The sequence below is a fragment of the Lacrimispora struthionigena genome, from assembly GCF_048627165.1.
In the GTDB taxonomy this organism is placed as follows: Bacteria; Bacillota; Clostridia; order Lachnospirales; family Lachnospiraceae; genus Lacrimispora.
The window spans coordinates 410,679-432,200 of record NZ_JBMBWP010000001.1 but is presented as its reverse complement, the minus strand read 5'-3'; the positions used below and the strand labels follow the sequence as shown (position 1 = coordinate 432,200).

The following is a 21,522-nucleotide window of genomic DNA, read 5'->3' as shown; positions in this document are numbered from 1 at the left end:
ATGCTTGAAAAAAGGCCGAACAGAGCCGATTGGATTTTTACAGATACAACGCTTATAATAAAAACAGCAAGATTGTTAAAAAAATAATTATTTATAACCAGGAGGAAGGAACTATGAGTAAATTATCCAAAGAAGAATTCAAGTCCTATTTAATGCAAATCCGAGAGCTGGCGGAAGGACCGTTAGAAGAGATCCAGAAGGAAGTCGAGGTTACCAATAAATTTCCAAAAGAGTTCTACGATCTTTCAATTAAAAATGATTTATACCGCTGCGCTCTGCCAGTAGAATACGGCGGCTACGGTCTGTCCGAGCTTGAGATCTTACAGGTACAGGAAGAATTCTCCAGAGGACCAGGCGGAATGAGAATGCATCTTCACTATGCAATGGATTTAAACTGGAGAATCCTTGATGATTACGGCAGCAAGGAACTGAAAGATGAATACATGAACAAGTTCCAGGATAAATCTGTATTCACCTGCTTTGCTCTGACAGAAGCAGCCGGCGGTACCGGAGCTGATTTACATACCCTGGCAGTAAAAGACGGCGATTCCTACGTATTAAACGGTGAAAAAACATTAATCTCCCATACCGACTGCTGCGAATTCGCTTATGTAATTGCAGTTACCAATCCTGATTCAAAGAAAGATGACAGACTTTCCGCATTCTTTGTTCCAATGGATGCTCCGGGATTTGAAGTAATCAACATGCCTCATATGATGGGCTGCCGCGGAGCTGGACACGGAGAACTGAAATTTACAGACTGCAAGATTGACAAGAAGTATTTATTAGGAAAAGAAGGTCAGGGTCTTGAAATTGCCATGCATTCCTTATCTGTATCCCGTGCCCATATCGCAGCAAGTAACTTAGGTATGGCTCAGAGAATGCTGGAACTTTCCTTACAGTATGCAAATGACCGTGTAACATTTGGAAAACCAATCGGAACCCGTCAGGCAATCCGTTGCAAAATAGCTGATATGTCCATGATGGTTCATGCACTGCGCTGCATGGTTTACGATTTTGCTAAATCCTATGAAGAGAATCCTACCGGCGAGTACATTGAAGAGAAAGCAGCAATGTGCAAGCTGTACAGCATTGATACCACAAGAAAAGTCAGTGATGAGATGTTAGAGATCTTCGGCGGAGTAGGATACTTTGAAGACTGCAAATACGGTCCAGTAGAACGTCTCTACCGTGACTGCCGCGCAATGTGGCTGGAAGAAGGCGCTCCTACCGTTCAGCGCATCACCATTTCCAGAAATACCATTAAACATGGCGCAAAAATGGAATACATCATCTAACAGGAATTCACCTTGGGGTCATCCGGTTCCGTATGGGCCTGATGACCCCAGGTTTTTGTAAAGGAGGAGGATCCGTATGAAACCTTTAGAGGGAGTAAAAGTAGTAGATTTAACCACATATCTTGCAGCCCCTACCACAGTCCGCGTTCTGGGAGAATGGGGCGCCGACTGCATTAAAATCGAGTCCGCCAAGGGTGATCCTGCAAGAACACAGGGCGCAGTATTTAATATGCCCTACGAAGATGATGAAAACCTGGCATTTGATGTTGCCAACATGAACAAACGCTTTATCACCCTGGATTTAAAGTCCGAGAAGGGTCTGGAAATCGCATACAAACTCATTGGAGAAGCAGATGTCTTTGTCACCAATACCAGAACAAAATCTTTGACAAAACTGGGGCTTGACTATGAAACATTAAGCAAACGTTTCCCGAAGCTGGTTTTTGCTCAGGTCTTAGGTTATGGGGAGAACGGTCCGGAAAAAGATTCTGCGGGATTTGATGTTACCTGCTACATGGCCAGGGGCGGCGTGTTCGGAACTACCGTAAACAAAGGGGATGCTCCCATGATCCCAACCAATGGCTTTGGCGACTTTCAGGTTTCCTTAAGCCTTGCTTCCGGGATCTGTGCTGCACTTTATGCACGGGAAAAATCAGGAAAAGGCGATAAGATCACGGTCTCCCTCCACCATGCCGCAGTTTACGCACTGAGCACAGGAGTAATTTCTGCCCAGTACGGCAATCAGTATCCAAAAAGCAGAAAAGAAGTTCCCAATCCATTTAATAACGTATACCGCACCAGCGACCAGAAATGGGTGGTAATCTGCTGTCCGGAATATGACCGTGACTATGAGAAGATTATGACACTGTTAGATAGGCCGGATATGGTCGGAAACTCCCGTTACATGAGATGTGCTGACGTAAATGCAGGTCATTTAAACCATGAGGTCATTGATGTTCTTGATGCCGCCATTGGCAAACTCACAAGAAAAGATTTAATGAGCATGTTTAAGGCCAACGACTTAGCCTGCGAAGCTGCCTATGAACCTCTTGATATGTACGAGGATGAACAGGTCTGGGCCAATCACATTATTGCAAAGATCCCATATCCCTCCGGTGAACGCTATCTTCCCACTAACCCGGTAAACTTTGGTTCTGTCGGAGAACCGGAGTATCGGATCGGCGGCTCTCAGGGTGCTCATACGGTTGAGATCCTTGATCATCTGGGATACAGCCAGAATGAAATAGGGGAGATTCTTAGCTCCGGCGCAGCCACCGGGGAAACAAAGCTGAAAAAATAACCACGATAGAATGGAAAGGTGAGATGACATGAGTTTACTATACACCGAAGAACAAAAAGAACTTCTTGCTCTCGTACGAGAAATGGCTGAAAACGAAATCAAGCCTTACGTAAAAGAAGCAGATGAGAAGGGTGAATGTCCAAGAGAACTCTTTAAATGGGGTTTTGATATGGGACTTCACATGCTGGAAATTCCAGAGGAATACGGCGGAACCGGCTTAAGCTATGAAACCACTGCCATGATATTTGAAGAGCTGGCAAAAGTAGATGCAGGCTATGCAATCACCTTTGTAACCACCTTTGTTGCCTTAAGAAATGTAATTCTTGCAGGAACCAAGGAGCAGGGACAGTATTTTGCTGACAAAATCAGACCAGGATCATTTGCAGGATTTGCCTTAACCGAGCCCAATGCAGGCTCTGATCCGGCCGCCATGCGTTCCACCGCAGTCTTAGATGGGGATGAATACATCTTAAACGGAACAAAAACCTTTATTACAAACGGAGCTCTCTCCGATGTATTTGTAGGATTTTTCAAAACCAGCCCGGCTGCCGGACACAAGGGAATTTCCGCCTTTATTATTGATGCGGATGCACCTGGCGTTACCGTTGGTGCCCATGAAAATAAGATGGGACTTCGTCTTTCCAATACCACTGACTTAATCTTTGAAAATGTGCGGGTAAAAGCTTCTGCTATGGTTGGACCGGAAGGCTCCGGCTTTAAGCTGGCTTTAAATGCACTGAACTTATCCCGTGCATTCGTGGCAACCCTGGCAGTGGGAATTATGCAGAGAGCCCTTGATGAATCCGTAAAATATGCAAAAGAACGTAAACAGTTCGGGACCCCCATCATTAAGTTCCAGATGGTTCAGGCTCTGCTTGCGGATATGGCAATCAAGGTTGAAGCATCCCGGTGTCTGGTTAATAACACCATGCGCATGATGGACCAGGGAATCATGGTTCAGAAGGAAGGTTCCATCTGCAAAACCTTTGTCTCCGACTGTGCACAGGAGGTTACCTCCAATGCAGTACAGATCTTCGGCGGATACGGATACAGCAAAGAATATCCCGTAGAAAAGCTGATGAGAGACTGCAAAGTGTTCCAGATTTTTGAAGGCGCCAACCAGATCCAGCGTATGACCATTGCGAATGTGCTGGATAAGGAATACAGATAGGAGGAGATAACAGGATGAATATCGTTGTTTGCATCAAACAGGTTCCGGATACAACAGAGATTAAAATCGATCCGGTAAAAAACACCCTGATCCGTACAGGTGTACCAAGTATCATGAATCCATTTGACAAAAATGCCTTAGAAACAGGGCTTACTTTAAAGGACCGCTACGGCGGAAAAGTGACTGTGATCTCCATGGGACCTCCTCAGGCAAAGGCTGTATTAAGAGAAGCTCTTTCCATGGGAGCTGATGAAGCTTATCTGGTGACTGACCGTGCATTTGGCGGTTCCGATACCTATGCCACCAGCTATATCCTGTCACAGGCCATTAAAAAGCTTGGTAACTTCGATGTGATTCTGGGCGGAAAACAGGCGATAGACGGGGATACAGGTCAGACTGCCCCCAGTATTGCAGAACACCTTGGCGCTGCAAGACTTACTTATATTCTGGATTTAGAGGCAGACGGGGATAAGGTAATTGCCAGACGGCAGGTGGAGGAAGGAATCGAAGTAATCGAGGCCCGCTTCCCCATTCTTTGTACTGCTACAAAGGAAAGCAACAAACCCAGATATGCTACCATAAAGAGAAAAATCGCCTCTTTAAAAGCAGAGATACCGGAAATCACCCTGGCTGACTTACCAGATGCGGATGTGTCAAAAATGGGACTCAAAGGCTCTCCCACCAAGGTAAAAGCTACTTTCACACCAAAACGGACCGCCTGCGGCGTGACCATAGAGGGAACTACTCCCGGTGAAATTGCTAACGCACTGATCGGCAAGCTGGCCGACGGGAAAATACTGTAAAAGGAGGCCGAAGAAAATGAGTTTTGAAGCATGGAAGGATGTATGGGTATTTGTTGAATGTTTTAAAGACCAGCCAAAAAGCGTGGGACTGGAACTTTTAGGCCAGGGCAGAAAACTGGCAGAAGGATTAAAACAGGATCTTTGTGCAGTAGTAATCGGAAAAGATACCAAAGAGGCTGTAAAAGCCGCCGGAGAATATGGTGCAGATAAAATTTATGTGGTTGAGGGAGCGGAATACGAAGATTACTCTGCCGATGCCTATGGAAATGTATTTTTAAAACTATGTGAAAAGTATCAGCCCAACACGATCTTAGTTGGTGCAACTGTAAACGGCAGAGACCTTGGATCCAAAATCGCTGTAAGCCTGCGTACCGGTCTGACTGCAGACTGTACCGCCCTCAGCGTTGATGAGGAAACCGGCAATGTTGTCTGGGAGCGCCCTGCTTTCGGAGGCAATTTATATGCTCAGATTCTTTGCAGTGAAACCAGACCTCAGATGGGTACCTGCAGACCGGGAGCATTTAAAAAACCGGAAAAGAATCCGGATAATAAACCGGTTGTGATCCGGGAAGAAATCTCCACTCCGGCCCAGGAGATCCGGACTAAGGTAATTGACTTTATAAAAGCCTGTGAAGACAATGACATTCGGCTTGATGAGGCTGAAATTATCGTTTCCGGCGGCCGGGGTATGAAATCTGCCGAGAACTTTTCTGTATTAAAGGAATTGGCTGATGCACTTTGCGGTACCGTGGGGTGTTCCCGCGCTGCTGTTGATGCGGGCTGGATGCCTCAGAGCAAGCAGGTCGGACAGACAGGCGCTACCGTTTCCCCTAAAATATATTTTGCCTGTGGTATTTCAGGCGCAGTGCAGCATGTAGCCGGAATGAGTGAGTCAGGAACCATCATTGCCATTAACAAGGATGAAACCGCTCCTATTTTCGAGGTTGCGGACTATTGCATCGTTGGCGATTTATTTGAAGTGGTTCCTGCTCTTGTCAAAGAGCTGAAGGCGAGGCAGCAGGGTTAACCATATCATACCTCTGCTCTTCATTTCCAAGGAGAAGGGTTATGCTTGAAGAAATAAAAATAAATCCTGATTTAAAGCTTCAGTATTTGCAGAATGGATACTGGTCGGACCGTACACTCGCTGACTGCTTTCATGAGTCAGTGAGAAAATATCCGGACCGGGAATATGTAGTTGATGACAGAGGATGCCGATATACATACAGGCAGATGGATGAGGCCGCTTCTAAAGTGGCGGCCTTTCTCCGTTCCCAGGGAATCGGCCCCGGCGATGTGGTTTCCTATCAGATTCCCATCTGGAGCGAATTCGCAGTGATCACCATTGCCTGCTTTAAGGCGGGTGCTGCAGCCCACCCCATTGCCATGTCATACGAGGAAAAAGAACTGGTCCGCTGCTTAAATCTAACCCAGGCAAAAGCTTACTTTGCTCCCACTTGCTTTCACAAGACCGATTATGAGGAAATGATTCAATCAGCACTTCCTCACATTAACAGCCTTCGTGCAGTGGTTTTGCTGGATCAGACCAGGGAGATGAAAAGCAGTTGTTATTCCTGGAAGAATATTCTAAAAGATTACGAACCATTAAGGCTGGAGGATTGTGCCCGGCAGACTGGGCAGGATATTGCCGCCATTCTTGGAACCTCCGGAACTACCTGCGGATCAAAGGGTGTGATTTTAACTCATGATAACATCCGTTACAGTGAGGAAACCTTTAACCGGGAGCTGGGGATCTCAATGGACGACATCATGTTTATGCCTGCCCCTCTCAATCATGCAACCGGTTTTCACCATGGGATTATTGCTCCCATGCTCTCAGGTGGGAAGGTGGTTTTACAGCAAAAATACTGCTGCCGGGAAGCCATTGATTTAATGAACCTGGAGGCCTGTACTTATTCCATGGGCGCCACTCCTTTTATCTATGATATTTTAAGGGATTTGGAGACCAACGGAGGTGCAATCCCCTCTCTTAAATTCTATTTATGCGGCGGCGCACCTGTTCCGGGCTATATGGTACAAAAAGCCTGGGATTATGGGATACTTCTTTGTGAGGTATATGGTTCTACGGAGAGTGTTCCCCATGTTTTTGTCAGACCCTGTGACGCATTAAGGCTGAATGGAACTACTTCAGGAAAGCCACTGGAGGGAGTTGAAATCCGTGTAGTGGATGAAAACGGTGCAGATGTTCCTTTTGGTACTGCAGGAGAAGAATTGTCAAGAGGTCCCAATGTATTTGTGGGATATTTAAAAAACCGCGGAATTACCGATGAAGTCCTCGACGATGACGGCTGGTTTCACAGCGGAGATCTCTGCGTTATGGATGAAGACGGAAACATACGGATTATTGGAAGAAAGAAAGATATGATCGTCCGTGGCGGTGAAAATTTAAATTCCAATGAAATCAATGATAATTTAGAAGGCTGTCCCGGAATTCTGGACCATACCGTCATTGGTATGCCAGACGAACGTCTGGGGGAACGGATCTGTGCCTTTGTGGTTGTTGCAAAAGGGTTTGAAAATCTCTCTCTGACAGATGTAATCGATTATTTAAAAGAACACCGCATATCCAAACGCTTCTGGCCGGAACGTCTGGAAATAATTAAACGAATTCCCCACACAGGAAGCGGAAAAGTAAAAAAATATCTGCTGCGGGAAGAGCTGTTAAAACGGATGAAGGGGTGACAGGTTATGATTCAACAAACATTCGGACCAAGAAGATGCCGTGACACAAGAAAACCTCCGGCTAACCAGTGTCCGGAAGTAACCTTTTACCGATGTGAAACATGCGGCGGACTGTTTCCCGCCATTGCTGTACCTCCCCCTGGTGAAGTGGAAATTATATGCTGTGGTTCCAAAGCAGTCCATTTAATACCGGAATCACCAGACCTGGTAAACGATAAAATTCACTTAAACTATCGAATCACCGGCGGCTACAATGACAACGCCGTGGAAGTGTTCTGGGAAGCATTAAAGCCGGAATATATGCCGGAGTGGATGTATTTAAAAACCTTTACCGGGGGGTATTTAAAATATTTACCTAAGACAAAGCGTCCTCCTCTTGTTTTTTCCCTGGCAGACACCGATGCCTTTGCCTATTGTGATGAAGACCCATGCCTGGAATGCGTCTTCCGCTGTAAACGTGGATTTGTAATCTATTCTTTTTCCAGGGAAACAGGGCTGACTGCGATTCCGCTTGATAAAATGACGGCACAGTGGCAGTCCGGTGCAAATGAGAAAGCTTAATGAAGAGTTTTCCTGACTGACAGACTATATAAATATTGGAGGGAACATTATGTTAGCTACAATTGGTCTTATTATTGCCATTGCACTTTTAGTTGTAATGATTATCAAGGGCATCGATATGATAACAGCGACGGTGATCACGGCAGCCATTATTCTGGTCACAAGCGGACTGGATCTTAAGGAAGGGTTTCTGACCACATTTTCCGGCGGTGCCGGCGGCTTTGTAGCCTCCTGGTTTCTGATCCTGGGGCTAGGCGGAGTCTTTGGCCAGCTTGTTTTAGAAACAGGTCTGGCAACAAAAATCGCCCAGACACTGACAAAGAAGCTGGGAACGAAAATGGTAGGTCTGGTCATCCTGATCTGTACATTTTTCATCACTCTGCTTGGTATCAACGGTTATATTATGGTATTTGTCCTTTACCCCATTGCCGATAACCTTTTATATGAAAATAAAATGGACCGGCGGGTGCTTCCCTTCCTTCTTCTTGGCGGCGGCGCTTCTGCCAACGGTTTTGCCTATTCCTTAGATATCTGCAATGTACTGCCAAGTAAATATTTAAATACCTCCCTTGGATCAGCGCCTCTTCTTTCCTTTGTATTTACTGCGATCCTTGCTGTTTCTTATTTCCTGTATTTTAATTATGCCCAAAAGCAGAGTCTGAAAAACAACACACCGGAACAGCTTCTTGCCATGTATAAGACACAGCAGACCGCCGTTTCCGAAGAGGAGCTTCCCGGAATTTTCATGTCCGTTCTTCCTTTTGTCCTTGTTTTAGGCTGTGTAGTTGCAACCTCCAGCTGGGGGACTTCCCCAAGCATTATGTTCTCTCTGGTAATTGGTATCCTGTTAATTATCTGCACCCAGTTAAAACGGATTAAGAACATGAAAACCTCCATTAAGACTGGAAGCAGCTCCGGCTTAAACTCCATGCTTACGGTTGCTGCAGTTATGGGTCTTTCCAAGGTTTTAGGCGCTTCTCCTGCATTCCAGCAGCTGCAGCAGGCAGTGCTTGCCATGAATATGCCCGCATATCTGAAAGCATTTTTCGGCACAACGGTGCTGACCGGACTGACCGGTTCCGCAATTTCAGGTGAAACCATCTTCATGGAGAGCTTTGGTAAAGCATTTGTTGATATGGGAGTCAATGTTGCTGCTCTTCACCGCATTGTAACAGAATCTGCCTTGATTTTAAATAAACTGCCCAACTCCTCCGTTGCAATCCTCACCATGTCCATATGCGGATGCAGCTTAAAGGAAAGCTATAAACATATTATTTTAGGAACCATGATCCCTGCTTTTATTGCCGGACTGGTAATTGCACTTATGGCGACTGCAGGTATTGTATAATCTGTTTTGGATCAATCGTCTATGATATAGAAACAGCGGTATGCGCTTTTGGCAGCATACCGCTGTTTTATGTTTAATCCTTTTTATAAGTGTTTAAAAACGTCTGAAAAAACTGAAGAAATCCATCTTCTACTGCAACTGTATCAAGTTCGTTTTTATCCAGATCATAATAGTACTTACCAGTTTTTATATCAACAGACAGGCTATCCAGCGGAAAGCCCTTCCGTCTCATGTTATGAGGTTTTGATTTCATAAAAAATGGTTCACTGGCCATACTCTCTTCCATCGCCTGATAAATATGCTGATCATCCACAACAAGACAGATGGCATTGCTGATAATTTAGCTGGATTTCCAGTTCCATATATTAATCTCATATTCTGCTCCATCCTGTCTGCCCGGTTACGGCAGATTCATCTCATGCGCTACAATGAAATCTGCAAATGCTTCCACAGAGGAGGAAACGAAATTCTTTCTGCTGAATGTCATATAAATCAGGCGGGTATCCTTTGGTACATCTGACAGAGGAATCAGTACCAGGTTATCAAATTGTTTTAAAAAGGGAGTGCGGGCAACGATAGCTGCCAGATTTGACTCTGATATCACACCTCCGATGGAAATTTCGTCATCATAAGAAAACGTTGCCTCCACCTCATGCTGCTGCAAAAGATTTCTGACTACCTTTCCGATAGGTATGCAATCACGATATGTAGTAAGATTATAGTTCTTTAATTCGCTTAAACATAATTCTTTTCTTCCTGCAAGGGGATGGGCGTCGTTAACGATCAAAACCAGCTCCTGTGCCATAATGGGAACAAATAAAAGATCAGGTTCCTCTTCCACCATGGAGCAAAAACCCAGGTCATATTTACCGGCTGCTACCCCATGAGCGACCTCAATAGACATCCCCTGGAATATATTAAATTTCGCCTGAGGATTCTTTTTCATGTAATTTTGTATTGCTGTTGGAAGAAAATCACCTAATAAAGTGGGGATACAGCCTACATCAATGGTACCTCCCAGCTGACCGGAATGCATCTTCATTGTGGCAATCCCCCGTTCCAGTTCGTTTAGCGCCTGGGATACATGGATATAAAATTCTTCTCCGTATTTTGTCAGTGTTACATTACGTCCTTTTTTCTGAAACAAGGATATTCCAAGCTCACTTTCCAGTGAAGCGATGGAGTCACTTAACGAGGGCTGAGCGATGTAAAGTTCTTTTGCGGCTTTCGTATAATGCTGTAATTCTGCTAATTTTATGAAATAATATAACTGCGGCAAATTCATACTGATCCCCCTATATTTTATTTAAAATCCAACGGCTTTATCTATCTATATTATACAAAAAACGACAAGATTTGACAACTGTTTGTGTGAATTATATTCAGTATTTTTACACTTATTTAGGCGATATAATTTATAACACTAGAGAAAAAAACTTATTGAAAAATTAACATAATAATTAGCTCAACTTTCATGTTGCACTATTCGCAGATTATTATATTTATAATCTATAACTTTACAAAATAAGAGGCAATTATTTTATGTAATTATATGCGATAATTTTAAATAAATGTTATAATGACTTATAACTATGTGATTGTTTGTTACTCACTTGTAACCTCAGTTTAAATACATTTATAATTTATTATAAAAGGAGAAATAAAATGAGACCATTATATTATCCAACAAAATGTTGGAAGAAAGAAAGTTCTGAACATAATATTAATGTAGAAATTATACATACTTTAAATAATATGATTGAAAAAGACTTTTCTCATTTAAAAAGTGTTCTCATTGTAAAAAACGGTTCAATTATCTACGAAAAATATCTAAATAGTTATTCACAAGATACTCTCTACGAAACGGCATGTATGTCTAAAAGTTTTTTATCTGCTGTAATTGGTACCGCAATTCAAAATAAGCTTATAAAAAATCTTGATACAAAAGTGGTTGATATTTTCTCAAAAGATGTTCCCGAAAACATTGATAAAAACTTTTATAAAATAACAATAAAACATCTTTTAACAAAAACATCAGGAATAAAATGGCCAGGTCCTAATTATCAATTTCCAGAGAATGAACAATTTAATGATATAAGACTTCCATTTTCGTTAAAAATAGAGGATGAACCTGGAAAAGTCTTTAAATATAAGCCTGACCCTCATATTTTAATTTATGTTATAGAAAAGCTTTCAGGAATGGACTTTGTTTCTTATGTTGATAACAACTTGTTTTCCAAATTAGGTATTAAGGATTATCTCTGGAATACTAATTTCTATAAAGATGGATTTTTGTCACTGAAAACAAGAGATATTGCAAAATTAGGATATTTATATTTAAATAATGGTTTGTGGGAAAATCAACAACTTATTTCCTCAGAATATATACAAGAATCAACAAGTGAGCATGTACATGGTAATTTTCCTGAAAGCAATTCCTACGGCTATTTATGGCGGGTAAATGATATTGAAAATCATAAAGCTTTTCATGCAGGTGGATTTGGCGGTCAAGCTCTTTATGTAATACCTGACTTGCAGGTAATTTTTGTAATTACATCTAATACAGATAAACCACATCAAGAAAACAAATTACTTGCGCAGGAGTTTATAAAGAGAATAACATTAGACAATGTTAGATAATATCATGATTTTCTAAAGTAAAATTAATGTTTGAGCCTGATCTTCTTTTAAATCAGGCTTTAACATTAAAGAAAAATTTTGTGCCTATTTGTGATACGGTTCCCCATTGATAATCCGATAACTCCGATAAATCTGTTCCAGCAAAATCACCCGCATCAACTGATGGGGAAACGTCATATTAGAAAAGCTCAGCTTGTAATCAGCCCGCTTTAATACAGCGTCCGCAAGCCCAAGGGAACCGCCGATAATAAATACAATCTGGCTTACCCCGCCCACTCCAAGAGCCGCTATTTTTTCTGACAGCTTCACCGAATCCGGGGTATCTCCGTCAATGGCCAGGGCGATCACATAGGCGCCTTCCTTTATGGAAAGAAGAATTCTCTCGCCTTCCTTCTCCTTAATCTGCCGCTCCACCGTCTCGCTGGCATGGTCGGGTGTCTTTTCATCTACCACCTGAATCATTTCAAGCTTGCAGTAGCGGCTCAGTCTCTTGCTGTATTCGGCTATGGCGTCAGTATAAAACTTTTCTTTTATCTTCCCCACAGTCACCAATGTGATCTTCATTCGTATCTCCTCTATCCATTCAATTCTTTCTTCATCATGGCAATTAAAAATTCAGTAATATCTCGTGCAGACCGTTTTTGCCCTGTCTTCACTTTACGGACAACTTTTCCTTCCGGTTTTACACTGATATGATAAACCACCCGTAAGAATTCTTCCGCTTCCTCCCAGGCTTCCCGGCTCTCAGGAATTAGATCCAGCCCCATCTGGAATACATGAAACATTCCTTCAAAAACGGATATCCGGCATTTCACCCCAGCTTTTTTTAACTTCTGCCCAACCATCAGGGTGTCGCTTAACAATACCTCGTAATTTCCAACCTGCATCAGTACGGGAGGGAATCCGCTAAAGTCTCCGAACAGCGGCGAGATATACGGTTCCATGGGATCTGACTCTCCGATATACGTAGAATCATAAAGCATATTATGGGTGGAATTGCCAAAAAGGGGATCCAGCTCATAATTAGCCTGATAGCTTTCCCCGCTATTTGTTAAATCCGTCCAGGCAGACATGGTGAGAAAGCCTCCCGGAAGAGGCAGGTGATTGTCCTTTAAATATAGGCCCAATGCAAGGCCTAAACCTCCGCCAGCTGAATCTCCTGCTATTACAATATTTTCAGGGGCATACCCCTTCTCCTGTAAAAGCCACTGGTAAGCCGAAACGGCATCCTGTAACGCAGCCGGATAGGGATCTTCCGGAGCTACCCGGTAATCCGGAGTCAGAACATCTCCTCCATAACTGATCTTGGAATACCGGACTGCAAATCTCCGGTAAATATTCTTCATGGGGCCGATATAACCGCCACCGTGAAGCTGAAGAATCACGCGACCTGTTACCACTCCAACAGGTCTTAAATATTCCATCTTTAAATCACATTTTTCTATAATTTCATATTCATATCCAGCCGGACATACCCAGGCCGGTTCCACTGGATTCTTTCTCAGTTCACCACTCTGGAATGGCTGTTTAAACGAAGTTTCCATCACATTCTGCATCATATCTCTCACCAGATTTCCCATCACACTCACTTTTTTTCTTCTCATATGTCTACCTCCTTTCCAGACAGCACGTTCTATATATGAAATCGTCTGATCAGCTCATTCTTTACTCTCCGGTCTCCCAAAGCAATGGTGACTGCAAGAATTATCACGGTCACCACCACTGTCACAATGGACAGAAGCGGTCTGGTAATCAGCCCTGCTGCCCATAGAATTAACGGAATAAAGCTGAATACAGTAACTGCAATCTGATACATGAAATAGCTTTGCCAATTCATTCGGTTAACAAGAATTAAAAATACCACCGCCAGGTCAGCAAATAATATGGTGCTTGGTATCCCATAGTTTACAGACCAGCCGCTGTACCCTGTCACATGATCAATCGCAACCCATACGATCTCTGCCGCTATGGTCTGCATCACCACTTTTCCCGCCAGATTGGAATGGCGCATAAAGGAATACCGGACTGTCATGACGGAGTAAGCCATTAAGGCAATTGCGATCACTGACCATATGGAACCAGAATAGGTAGCAAGGTTAATAATTCCAAGTATCACCGCGGCAAAAATCATGATGCCGTAAAAGATATTGGCAATCTTTTTCATCCGTTCCTTGTCATACCGGATCTGGGGATACTGCCCCTTATCATCTCTGTGATCCGGCACACCATTGCTTTCCAGTTCAACCGGAATCCCTTCTTTTCTTAGAAAACCGAAAAAGGTATCCGCAAGCCTTGTATCCTGAAAAACAGAGCTGAAGGTAACAATAACCTCATCTCCATAGGAACATACCCCGCATTTCATAGGCTGTCTGCGTGAAACCCCGATCATCATGGTAAAGCGTTCTATCTCATCTGCATATTCTTCATCCATCTCAATGGGACCGATGTTTGACAATGTCATGGTATATGCCCCATTGTTCCTCCAGAATATCAGATTTAAAGCAAGCCATTTTATTACAAGAGGAGTAATGCGCAGATACCACTTCTTCTCGCTGGAAACATTATAGGAAATGGTCTCCTCCATCTTCTCTTTTGTAATCTTTTCATCCATCTGGGTACAGACCACCTGTAGTATCTCCTCAAAGGTATGATTCTCTCCGGAAGAAAGAAATTCCACTAAAGTCACAGCAAAAAAATTCGCCATTGTCTCAGAACCGAAAAAATTCCTTAGATTAATGGGAATGCTGATTCCAATGGATTGATCAGATGGCTTCTTTTTTAAATACTCCTGATAAATAGACCAGATCAGCCCAGCAGTTAAAAAACGGGTAATACTGACGCCATAGCCCTTGCTTACAGCCTTGATCTCTTTTAAACCGATATAGCCGTGAAGAATATTCTCCTCATCCAATGAGAGCAGCTCCCCGGTGATATGATAGGCTTTTGCAGAACTGTATTTTTGTTTCCGGATCTTTCTATAGTTACGGACGTAACTGTCCTCCACATTCATGGAAACATCGGAAGAAATCTTCTGGGGGGCTCTGTGACCTGTTCTTGAATCCTTTACCAGATCCAGGTAGCGGTAAACCAGTGCCTTTAAAAAATTAACTGCACCCAGTCCATCTGTGACAGCATGAAATACTTCCAGATTGATCCGGCTTCCAAAATAAGTGACCCGGAATAAAAAAAGCTGGTTGCTGTGAGGGTCAATATACTTACAGGGATAAGTTGTCTCCCGTTCAATGACCGGCATCCGGCTGTTGTGTTCAAAATAATACCAGAAAAAGCCTCTCCTCAGTTTCACGGAAAATCCTTCAAACTGTGGCAGAACTTCCTCTAACGCTCTTTGTAAGGTTCCAGGTACCACTTCACTTTTTAGCTGGGCACTGATCCGGAACACATTGCTTAAATTTTCATCGGCTATGACAGGAAAAATCTTTGCCGTATTGTCAAGCCTTCTCCATCGTTCACCCTGCGGGCTTTTTTTCATCGTTTCGGCACTCCTTAATTTAAGAAAAGGCGGATCTCTCCAGTCTCCCGGCAGAAATCCTCCTTTTTTTCACTAGACGCGGAAATAATATCCTACGCCCCATTTCGTATGCACATATTTGGGATCGCTGGGGCTGGGCTCAATTTTCTCCCTCAGACGCCTTACATGAACATCTACAGTACGGACATCGCCTGTGTCCATCGCCTTATTCCCCCAAACGTAAGTAAGCAGCTGTTCTCTGCTGTAAACTTTGCTGGGATTGCAGGTTAAAAGCTCCAGAAGATCGAATTCTTTTGCTGTTAAATTGATCTCTTTTTCTGCAATAAAGACCCTTCTGGCATCCCGATCCAGCTTTAAATCACCGGCTGTCACCAGATGGCTGTCTTCCTTTTTATCCCGTCTCCCCTTCTTGGCGTTTCTACGCATAATTGCCTTAATTCTTGCTTTTACTTCCAGAATGTTAAAGGGCTTCGTAATGTAATCATCAGCTCCATACTCAAGCCCCAGAATCTTATCCATATCGTTGCCCTTGGCTGTCAGCATAATGATGGGCATCTCAGAAAATTCCCGGATGGCCTGACAAACCTCATATCCATCAAACTTTGGAAGCATGACATCCAAAAGCACTACATCGTATTCCTTCTGTTTTGCCAGATTAATGGCTTCCTCACCATCATAGGCACAGTCCACTTCCATACCGTCCTGCTCCAGACTGAATCTCATTCCCTTTACAATCAGTTTTTCGTCATCTACTACTAAAACACTTGCCATTTTGCACCTCTGTCTTCTATTTAAACCGTGATATCGTCTTTTATCTTCTGAAAGGCTGCCTCCTTGATCCCTGATATCTTCATAATGTCTTCAATCTTCTGAAATCCACCGTGACTCTCCCTGTAACGAATGATGTCATCCGCCTTCGCCTCTCCCACTCCTCTTAAGGTCATGAGCTGGTCCTTGTCAGCCGTGTTAAGATTCACTTTACGTCTGCCTTCCGATGAACCTGGTCCGGAAGATAACGCCTGGTCCAAAAGCACTTTGGCTTCTTCCTTGTCCGGCACTTTAAGCTTCATCCCGTCTTTGACCGGTTCCGCCATGTTTAGCGAATCAGCTGCTGCATTCTCCGTAAAACCTCCGGCTACTGCCACAGCCTGAAAGATACGGCTTCCCTCCTCCAGCTCATAGACGCCTGGAAAAGCCACCTCTCCGCATATATGTACATAGCAAATACGTATCGGTTCTTTTGATGTTTCTTTTAAATCCCCGGCTAACGTTTCCTCTTGTGACGATGCAGGTGTCTCCTGAATGGAAACAAACCCTTCTTCCCGGTATTTATGATTTCTGTTTAAGCCATAGCAAATACTGCATATAATTACGCAGAAAGCTATGGCTGCGATCTTAATCCTATGATAGTTCATGGAATCCTCCCTTTACAAAATTTTGTAAAAAAGGATCCCATCCTCAGCCCTTGTACCTATTCTACCTAAAGAAATAAGTAAATACAAGCACTATTTCCAAATTAGTTAAAGATTATAATGCCTATGATGGCTACAACTGCTCCAATCAGTTTTTTCCACTCAAATCCAACTTTTTCTACGCCAAATAAACCAAATACCTCCACTGCATAAGCCACCACGATCTGGGACAATACTATCACCAGTGCTGCTTTTGCCGGACCTAACGTCCCCATACTTTTCACAACTGTGTAAGTAATAAATGCACCGATAATGCCTCCGATCAGCATGTATTTGGGGTGAACCGAAAGAAGGGCTGAAATATCGTCCCTCCCTGAGAAATACCATAAAATGAGGCAGGTCAAAAAAGCAGTCAGCTGGACCCAGCCTGTGGAAACCCACATGCTTGTCTGCTTGGACACTCCCGTATTTAATACTCCCTGTATGCTCATAAGCGCTCCTGATATCAGGGCAATGATAAAGCCTGTCATAGATACAACCTCCGCATCTGTATTTTTTAATTGAAAAAATGCAATGATGCACTGCTTTACTAGGTTGTGCTTAATTTACTTTTTTATACTTATTTTACAGGCTTAAATATCTTGACATTCCCTTTTATTTCAGTTATACTCACACCGAAATGAAAAAATTATGACACGCTGGGGGAGCCTTAGGCTGAGAATGGTATTTACCTGACCCTTACTACTTGAACCGGATAATGCCGGCGGAAGGAAGCAATAGTAGTAGTCCCCTCCTGTGCATACGAAGGAGGTTTTTTTATGTCATTTTTTCTAACCTATTCTCAGGAATCCGGAGAATACCTTTTAAAGCCAGCCGGTTACGGACTGGTGATTGCAGCACTTTTAATAATTTTACTGGGGATTCATCTGCTTACTGGCAAAACACTTCCTACCAGACAGCTGAAAACCCGCCAGATGGTAACCTGCGCAGGTGCGATGGCACTGGCTATGGTGGCTTCTTTCATCAAATTTGCCTCACTTCCGTTCGGAGGTTCCATCACATTGTTTTCCATGCTGTTTATCTGTCTGATCGGCTATATCTACGGCGTTAAAGCCGGAATCATGACAGGAGTGGCATACGGAATTCTTCAGTTTATTATGGGGCCATATATTTACGCTCCTGTTCAGGTTCTCCTGGACTATCCCATAGCATTTGGCTGTCTGGGCCTTTCCGGATTGTTTCATAACAAAAAATACGGACTGATTCCAGGATATATCACAGGTGTTTTAGGCAGATATATCTGCCATGTTATTTCCGGTTACATATTCTTTGCTTCCTATGCGCCGGAAGGCATGAACCCGCTTTTATATACCTTTGGATATAACGCTACCTATATTATTCCTGAAATGGTTGTAACTATCGTAATATTATATCTGCCACCGGTCATCGAAGCCATCACCCAGATGAAACGCCAGGCAGTAAACGGTTAAAACAGATAGTAGTCCGGCATAGATCTATATCTATCCGGGCTACTATTTTATTTGTATCCTACCAATAATACTTTTGAAAAGAATCAAGTACACTTATCTGGGATTTTGCAAAAGAATCATCACGAAGCCGTTTACTTTCCATATTGGGTCTGGAATAATCCGTTTTAATATCTGTATTTTCATTCTGATTATAAGCATTCAGCGCTTTATCCACTCCATTCATGAAAGCACTCCATTTTTTTTCAGACATATTATTATTGCCTTCACGGTCATTTTCTAAATCCTCATTAATCTTTTTCTTGATTTTTTTCTCCCAATTTAATACTTCCTTTCTGAATACCTCAGCCATATTTATTTCTGCGCCATCATTATATTTTGTTCTCACATTTTTTGATGCTGTGTCGGTATGGCAGTATTTATTTAACCCGGTTATTTCCATAAAATTTTCCTCCTAAACAGAAACTAATTGAGTTTTTCTACTTTTATTATCGGCTGAAATTAAGCAAATATAAATACAACCCAGGCTGCACCGGGCACAATTCAGGCAAAAAATACCGCCCCCCGGGACGGTATTTTTCATAATCACATTATTTCTTTTTATGCTTTAGCAGCTTGGTGATTTCCACAATGGGAATGATGGAAACGGAAATCAATACCGCCACAAGATATTCCACCAATGAAATATGTTCAAAGGAAAACGCTTCCCGTAAAAACGGAACATAAATGACAGCGGTTGTCAGAACGAAGGATACTGCCAATGATGCGGTCAAAAAGTTATTCCGCGATTTTAAATGAAAGATGGAATCCTTTCTGGAACGCATATTAAAGGAGTGAAACATCTCAAGCAGGGACAGGGCTAAAAACGCCATCGTCATACCATCGGAACTCTCCGCAATTTCCCATACTCCGCTTTCCATATAATGTCCGATAAAGTACGCCGCCAGAGTGAGGATGGCAATTACCATACCCTGAAATGCCGTTTCGGCTCCTATTCCATCGGAAAATACACCATCTTTGGGGCTTCTGGGATCCCGCTTCATAATATCGCCTTCTTCTGCTTCCATACCAAGACCAATGGCAGGGAAACAGTCTGTAATCAGATTGATCCACAACAAATGCACCGGCTTTAAAATAGTAAATCCTAAAAGACTGGCCACAAATACGGCAATTACCTCTGCAAGATTTGAGGAAAGTAAAAACTGGATCGCTTTACGGATATTGTCGTAAATACGGCGGCCCTCTGCTACTGCAGCTACGATGGTTGCAAAATTGTCATCAGCAAGTACCATATCTGCAACATCCTTAGTCACATCTGTTCCGGTAATTCCCATTCCTACCCCAATATCAGCTTCTTTAATAGAAGGAGCATCGTTCACTCCGTCTCCTGTCATGGCGGTTACTTTGGAAAGCTTCTTCCATATCTTAACAATACGAACTTTATGTTCGGGCTGAACTCTTGCATAAACAGAAAAATTCTGTATGGTCTGTTCCAGTTCTTTATCGGAGATCTTCTGAAGTTGGGCACCGGTAATTGCCATGCTTTCATTTTCAAGAATTCCAAGCTCTTTTGCTATGGCAACTGCGGTATCCTTATGGTCCCCAGTGATCATGATCGGACGGATCCCTGCTTCCTGGCACTCTGTAATGGCTGCTTTTACTTCCGGGCGAACCGGATCAATCATTCCGGACAATCCCAGATACACCAGTTCTTTTTCCAGAATATCCGGTTCCATAGCAGCCGGAGCGCTGTCCCACTCTCTCATGGAACCGCACAAAACCCTGAGCGCCTTATCAGCCATGCTCTTATTGGTTTTTAAAATGGCTTCGCGTATTTCATCTGTCATTTCTGCAATGCCAGCCCCTGTATAAACTTTGGTGCATCGCTTTAAAACCTCATCAGGAGCTCCTTTTGTAAACTGTATTACAGTGCCGTCTGCTTTTTTATGAACCGTTGACATCATTTTTCTGACAGAATCAAAGGGCGCTTCCCCAATTCTTACATATAACCTGGATAACTCTGTCTTTGACAAACTGTTTTTAAATGCATCGTTAACCAGGGCACATTCCGTAGGTTCTCCCACTGCCTGTGAACTGTCCAGATCCAGTTGTGCGTCACAGCAAAGTGACATGGCAGTCATCAAAAGAGTTTCATCAGATGCAGAATGCTCCACAACCGTCATTTTGTTTTGTGTTAAGGTTCCTGTCTTATCTGAACAGATAATCTGGGTACACCCCAGGGTTTCCACTGCCGTCAGTCTTCTGATAATGGCATGTTTCTTTGACATCTTAGTCACACCAATGGAAAGCAGAATGGTAACAACGGCTGCCAGACCTTCCGGAATAGCGGCTACTGCCAGAGAAACAGCAATCATAAAGGTATCAATAATCTGCTCTAAATGAATTCCGCCTCCAGATATGCCAATTCTTATTAAATCTATGGCGAACATAAGAGCGCAGATTCCAAGAACCATAATGGACAGTACTTTGGAAAGCTGGTCTAATTTAATCTGCAGCGGGGTTTCTTCCTCTTTCGCTGTGTTGAGTGCATCGGCAATATGCCCGATTTCAGTCTCCATGCCAGTGTAACATACCACAGCCTTACCTCTTCCATACACAATGGTAGAACCAGTATAAACCATGTTCTTTCTGTCTGCCAGCCCAACCTCTCCTGATCCGCCTGAAACGGCTTCCATCATCTTAGATACGGATACGGATTCTCCGGTCAGCGCCGCTTCCTCCACCTTTAAGCTGGCAGATTCCAAGACTCTGGAATCTGCAGGTACGCTGTCCCCTGCCTCTAAAAGAATAATGTCACCAGGAACCAGTTCTTCGGAACGGACAATGAGAAGCTTGTCATTTCGGATTACCTTTGACGTGGCTGCCGCCATCTCCTGCAAGGATTCGATTGCAGATTCTGCTTTTGACTGCTGATAAACACCGAGAACGGCATTGATGATAACTACAGAAATAATAATAAGGGTATCAATCATGCTTTCCCCTGCATAAATCGAAGTTACTCCTGAAATAACTGCTGCAACAATCAGAACAATTGTCATAAAGTTAGCAAGTTCTTTTAAAAATTTTTCGATCAGGCTGGGCTTTTTCCCTTCCTTTAGTTTGTTAAGCCCATACGTTAACCTTCTCTCTTCCACTGAAGCATCCGAAAGTCCCTGAAGCGATGTCTCCAACTGGCTTAAAACATCTGTTGATTCCATTAAGTATTCTTTTCGCATAGTTCTTCTCCCGTAAATAATATGAATGGCATGTTCTTGTTGTCGTTCCAAATCGTTCATATTTGGAACAATT

At 43.1% G+C, this 21,522-nt stretch carries 20 protein-coding genes and 1 riboswitch; of the genes, 10 read left to right on the top strand and 10 right to left on the bottom strand.

Annotation, left to right across the window (positions count from 1 at the left end; genetic code table 11):
• The first annotated feature begins 113 nt into the window (after window positions 1-113).
• The 8 genes from ACOAOT_RS02000 (at window position 114) to ACOAOT_RS01965 (ending at window position 9,184) form a co-directional block, all read left to right on the top strand.
• Window positions 114-1,298, top strand: a complete 1,185-nt coding sequence (locus ACOAOT_RS02000; RefSeq protein ID WP_420215420.1) for an acyl-CoA dehydrogenase family protein — start codon at window positions 114-116, stop codon at window positions 1,296-1,298.
• Between the two features lie 76 nt (window positions 1,299-1,374).
• Window positions 1,375-2,598 carry a CaiB/BaiF CoA transferase family protein gene (locus ACOAOT_RS01995; RefSeq protein ID WP_420215419.1) on the top strand — a complete coding sequence of 408 codons (1,224 nt, stop codon included), beginning with the start codon at window positions 1,375-1,377 and terminating at the stop codon, window positions 2,596-2,598.
• A gap of 28 nt (window positions 2,599-2,626) precedes the next feature.
• Window positions 2,627-3,769, top strand: a complete 1,143-nt coding sequence (locus ACOAOT_RS01990; protein ID WP_420215418.1) for an acyl-CoA dehydrogenase family protein — start codon at window positions 2,627-2,629, stop codon at window positions 3,767-3,769.
• Between the two features lie 14 nt (window positions 3,770-3,783).
• Window positions 3,784-4,572, top strand: coding sequence for an electron transfer flavoprotein subunit beta/FixA family protein (locus ACOAOT_RS01985; RefSeq protein ID WP_420215417.1), 789 nt, complete (start codon window positions 3,784-3,786; stop codon window positions 4,570-4,572).
• Between the two features lie 16 nt (window positions 4,573-4,588).
• On the top strand, window positions 4,589-5,599 hold the full coding sequence (locus ACOAOT_RS01980; RefSeq protein ID WP_420215416.1) for an electron transfer flavoprotein subunit alpha/FixB family protein: 1,011 nt from the start codon (window positions 4,589-4,591) through the stop codon (window positions 5,597-5,599).
• A gap of 41 nt (window positions 5,600-5,640) precedes the next feature.
• Window positions 5,641-7,275: a medium-chain fatty-acid--CoA ligase gene (gene fadK / locus ACOAOT_RS01975; protein WP_420215415.1), complete on the top strand. Its 1,635-nt coding sequence runs from the start codon at window positions 5,641-5,643 to the stop codon at window positions 7,273-7,275.
• Between the two features lie 6 nt (window positions 7,276-7,281).
• Complete coding sequence (locus ACOAOT_RS01970) at window positions 7,282-7,836, top strand: hypothetical protein (protein WP_420215414.1); 555 nt, start codon at window positions 7,282-7,284, stop codon at window positions 7,834-7,836.
• A gap of 49 nt (window positions 7,837-7,885) precedes the next feature.
• The gene (locus ACOAOT_RS01965; protein WP_349669593.1) at window positions 7,886-9,184 is read left to right on the top strand and encodes a GntP family permease; all 1,299 of its coding nucleotides are present in this window, start codon (window positions 7,886-7,888) and stop codon (window positions 9,182-9,184) included.
• 73 nt (window positions 9,185-9,257) lie between these two features.
• Here ACOAOT_RS01965 and ACOAOT_RS01960 read toward each other — a convergent pair whose 3' ends face one another.
• Both ACOAOT_RS01960 and ACOAOT_RS01955 read right to left on the bottom strand, forming a co-directional pair.
• Window positions 9,258-9,458 (bottom strand): hypothetical protein, encoded by a 201-nt coding sequence (locus ACOAOT_RS01960; protein WP_420215413.1) that lies wholly within the window; start codon window positions 9,456-9,458, stop codon window positions 9,258-9,260.
• Between the two features lie 126 nt (window positions 9,459-9,584).
• Window positions 9,585-10,469 (bottom strand): LysR family transcriptional regulator, encoded by an 885-nt coding sequence (locus tag ACOAOT_RS01955; protein WP_420215412.1) that lies wholly within the window; start codon window positions 10,467-10,469, stop codon window positions 9,585-9,587.
• A gap of 380 nt (window positions 10,470-10,849) precedes the next feature.
• Between ACOAOT_RS01955 and ACOAOT_RS01950 the strand changes: the two genes are divergently transcribed.
• Window positions 10,850-11,824: a serine hydrolase domain-containing protein gene (locus tag ACOAOT_RS01950; protein ID WP_420215411.1), complete on the top strand. Its 975-nt coding sequence runs from the start codon at window positions 10,850-10,852 to the stop codon at window positions 11,822-11,824.
• Between the two features lie 84 nt (window positions 11,825-11,908).
• On the opposite strand, the gene rlmH is transcribed toward ACOAOT_RS01950, so the two are convergent.
• The 6 genes from rlmH to ACOAOT_RS01920 form a co-directional block, all read right to left on the bottom strand.
• Window positions 11,909-12,388 (bottom strand): 23S rRNA (pseudouridine(1915)-N(3))-methyltransferase RlmH, encoded by a 480-nt coding sequence (gene rlmH, locus ACOAOT_RS01945; RefSeq protein WP_420215410.1) that lies wholly within the window; start codon window positions 12,386-12,388, stop codon window positions 11,909-11,911.
• A gap of 11 nt (window positions 12,389-12,399) precedes the next feature.
• Complete coding sequence (locus ACOAOT_RS01940) at window positions 12,400-13,428, bottom strand: alpha/beta hydrolase (protein ID WP_420215409.1); 1,029 nt, start codon at window positions 13,426-13,428, stop codon at window positions 12,400-12,402.
• 29 nt (window positions 13,429-13,457) lie between these two features.
• Window positions 13,458-15,314 carry a DUF6320 domain-containing protein gene (locus tag ACOAOT_RS01935; RefSeq protein ID WP_420215408.1) on the bottom strand — a complete coding sequence of 619 codons (1,857 nt, stop codon included), beginning with the start codon at window positions 15,312-15,314 and terminating at the stop codon, window positions 13,458-13,460.
• Between the two features lie 72 nt (window positions 15,315-15,386).
• The gene (locus tag ACOAOT_RS01930) at window positions 15,387-16,085 is read right to left on the bottom strand and encodes a response regulator transcription factor (RefSeq protein WP_170820179.1); all 699 of its coding nucleotides are present in this window, start codon (window positions 16,083-16,085) and stop codon (window positions 15,387-15,389) included.
• Between the two features lie 20 nt (window positions 16,086-16,105).
• Window positions 16,106-16,729: a helix-hairpin-helix domain-containing protein gene (locus tag ACOAOT_RS01925; RefSeq protein ID WP_420215407.1), complete on the bottom strand. Its 624-nt coding sequence runs from the start codon at window positions 16,727-16,729 to the stop codon at window positions 16,106-16,108.
• Window positions 16,730-16,830: 101 nt separating this feature from the next.
• A complete protein-coding gene (locus ACOAOT_RS01920; RefSeq protein WP_420215406.1) occupies window positions 16,831-17,256 on the bottom strand; it encodes a DMT family transporter in 426 nt (141 codons plus the stop codon).
• Between the two features lie 160 nt (window positions 17,257-17,416).
• A riboswitch (TPP riboswitch) is annotated at window positions 17,417-17,515 on the top strand.
• 29 nt (window positions 17,516-17,544) lie between these two features.
• On the opposite strand from ACOAOT_RS01920, the gene thiT reads away from it, so the two are divergent.
• Entirely contained in the window at window positions 17,545-18,216 is a 672-nt protein-coding gene (gene thiT, locus ACOAOT_RS01915) for an energy-coupled thiamine transporter ThiT (RefSeq protein WP_420215405.1), read from the top strand.
• Window positions 18,217-18,274: 58 nt separating this feature from the next.
• Here thiT and ACOAOT_RS01910 read toward each other — a convergent pair whose 3' ends face one another.
• Both ACOAOT_RS01910 and ACOAOT_RS01905 read right to left on the bottom strand, forming a co-directional pair.
• On the bottom strand, window positions 18,275-18,655 hold the full coding sequence (locus ACOAOT_RS01910; protein WP_420215404.1) for a hypothetical protein: 381 nt from the start codon (window positions 18,653-18,655) through the stop codon (window positions 18,275-18,277).
• Between the two features lie 148 nt (window positions 18,656-18,803).
• Window positions 18,804-21,449: a cation-translocating P-type ATPase gene (locus ACOAOT_RS01905; RefSeq protein ID WP_420215403.1), complete on the bottom strand. Its 2,646-nt coding sequence runs from the start codon at window positions 21,447-21,449 to the stop codon at window positions 18,804-18,806.
• Between the last annotated feature and the right edge of the window lie 73 nt (window positions 21,450-21,522).

What these genes read in the sequence shown, in the direction of transcription:
- ACOAOT_RS01995 (WP_420215419.1), top strand. Translation starts at nt 1,375, where the DNA reads ATGAAACCTTTAGAGGGAGTAAAAGTAGTAGATTTAACCACATATCTT.
- ACOAOT_RS01905 (WP_420215403.1), bottom strand. Translation starts at nt 21,449, where the DNA reads ATGCGAAAAGAATACTTAATGGAATCAACAGATGTTTTAAGCCAGTTG.
- ACOAOT_RS01935 (WP_420215408.1), bottom strand. Translation starts at nt 15,314, where the DNA reads ATGAAAAAAAGCCCGCAGGGTGAACGATGGAGAAGGCTTGACAATACG.
- ACOAOT_RS01920 (WP_420215406.1), bottom strand. Translation starts at nt 17,256, where the DNA reads ATGACAGGCTTTATCATTGCCCTGATATCAGGAGCGCTTATGAGCATA.
- rlmH (WP_420215410.1), bottom strand. Translation starts at nt 12,388, where the DNA reads ATGAAGATCACATTGGTGACTGTGGGGAAGATAAAAGAAAAGTTTTAT.
- ACOAOT_RS01970 (WP_420215414.1), top strand. Translation starts at nt 7,282, where the DNA reads ATGATTCAACAAACATTCGGACCAAGAAGATGCCGTGACACAAGAAAA.
- fadK (WP_420215415.1), top strand. Translation starts at nt 5,641, where the DNA reads ATGCTTGAAGAAATAAAAATAAATCCTGATTTAAAGCTTCAGTATTTG.
- ACOAOT_RS01910 (WP_420215404.1), bottom strand. Translation starts at nt 18,655, where the DNA reads ATGGAAATAACCGGGTTAAATAAATACTGCCATACCGACACAGCATCA.
- ACOAOT_RS01965 (WP_349669593.1), top strand. Translation starts at nt 7,886, where the DNA reads ATGTTAGCTACAATTGGTCTTATTATTGCCATTGCACTTTTAGTTGTA.
- ACOAOT_RS01985 (WP_420215417.1), top strand. Translation starts at nt 3,784, where the DNA reads ATGAATATCGTTGTTTGCATCAAACAGGTTCCGGATACAACAGAGATT.
- ACOAOT_RS01960 (WP_420215413.1), bottom strand. Translation starts at nt 9,458, where the DNA reads ATGGCCAGTGAACCATTTTTTATGAAATCAAAACCTCATAACATGAGA.
- ACOAOT_RS01990 (WP_420215418.1), top strand. Translation starts at nt 2,627, where the DNA reads ATGAGTTTACTATACACCGAAGAACAAAAAGAACTTCTTGCTCTCGTA.
- ACOAOT_RS01950 (WP_420215411.1), top strand. Translation starts at nt 10,850, where the DNA reads ATGAGACCATTATATTATCCAACAAAATGTTGGAAGAAAGAAAGTTCT.
- ACOAOT_RS01980 (WP_420215416.1), top strand. Translation starts at nt 4,589, where the DNA reads ATGAGTTTTGAAGCATGGAAGGATGTATGGGTATTTGTTGAATGTTTT.
- ACOAOT_RS01940 (WP_420215409.1), bottom strand. Translation starts at nt 13,428, where the DNA reads ATGAGAAGAAAAAAAGTGAGTGTGATGGGAAATCTGGTGAGAGATATG.
- ACOAOT_RS01925 (WP_420215407.1), bottom strand. Translation starts at nt 16,729, where the DNA reads ATGAACTATCATAGGATTAAGATCGCAGCCATAGCTTTCTGCGTAATT.
- thiT (WP_420215405.1), top strand. Translation starts at nt 17,545, where the DNA reads ATGTCATTTTTTCTAACCTATTCTCAGGAATCCGGAGAATACCTTTTA.
- ACOAOT_RS01930 (WP_170820179.1), bottom strand. Translation starts at nt 16,085, where the DNA reads ATGGCAAGTGTTTTAGTAGTAGATGACGAAAAACTGATTGTAAAGGGA.
- ACOAOT_RS02000 (WP_420215420.1), top strand. Translation starts at nt 114, where the DNA reads ATGAGTAAATTATCCAAAGAAGAATTCAAGTCCTATTTAATGCAAATC.
- ACOAOT_RS01955 (WP_420215412.1), bottom strand. Translation starts at nt 10,469, where the DNA reads ATGAATTTGCCGCAGTTATATTATTTCATAAAATTAGCAGAATTACAG.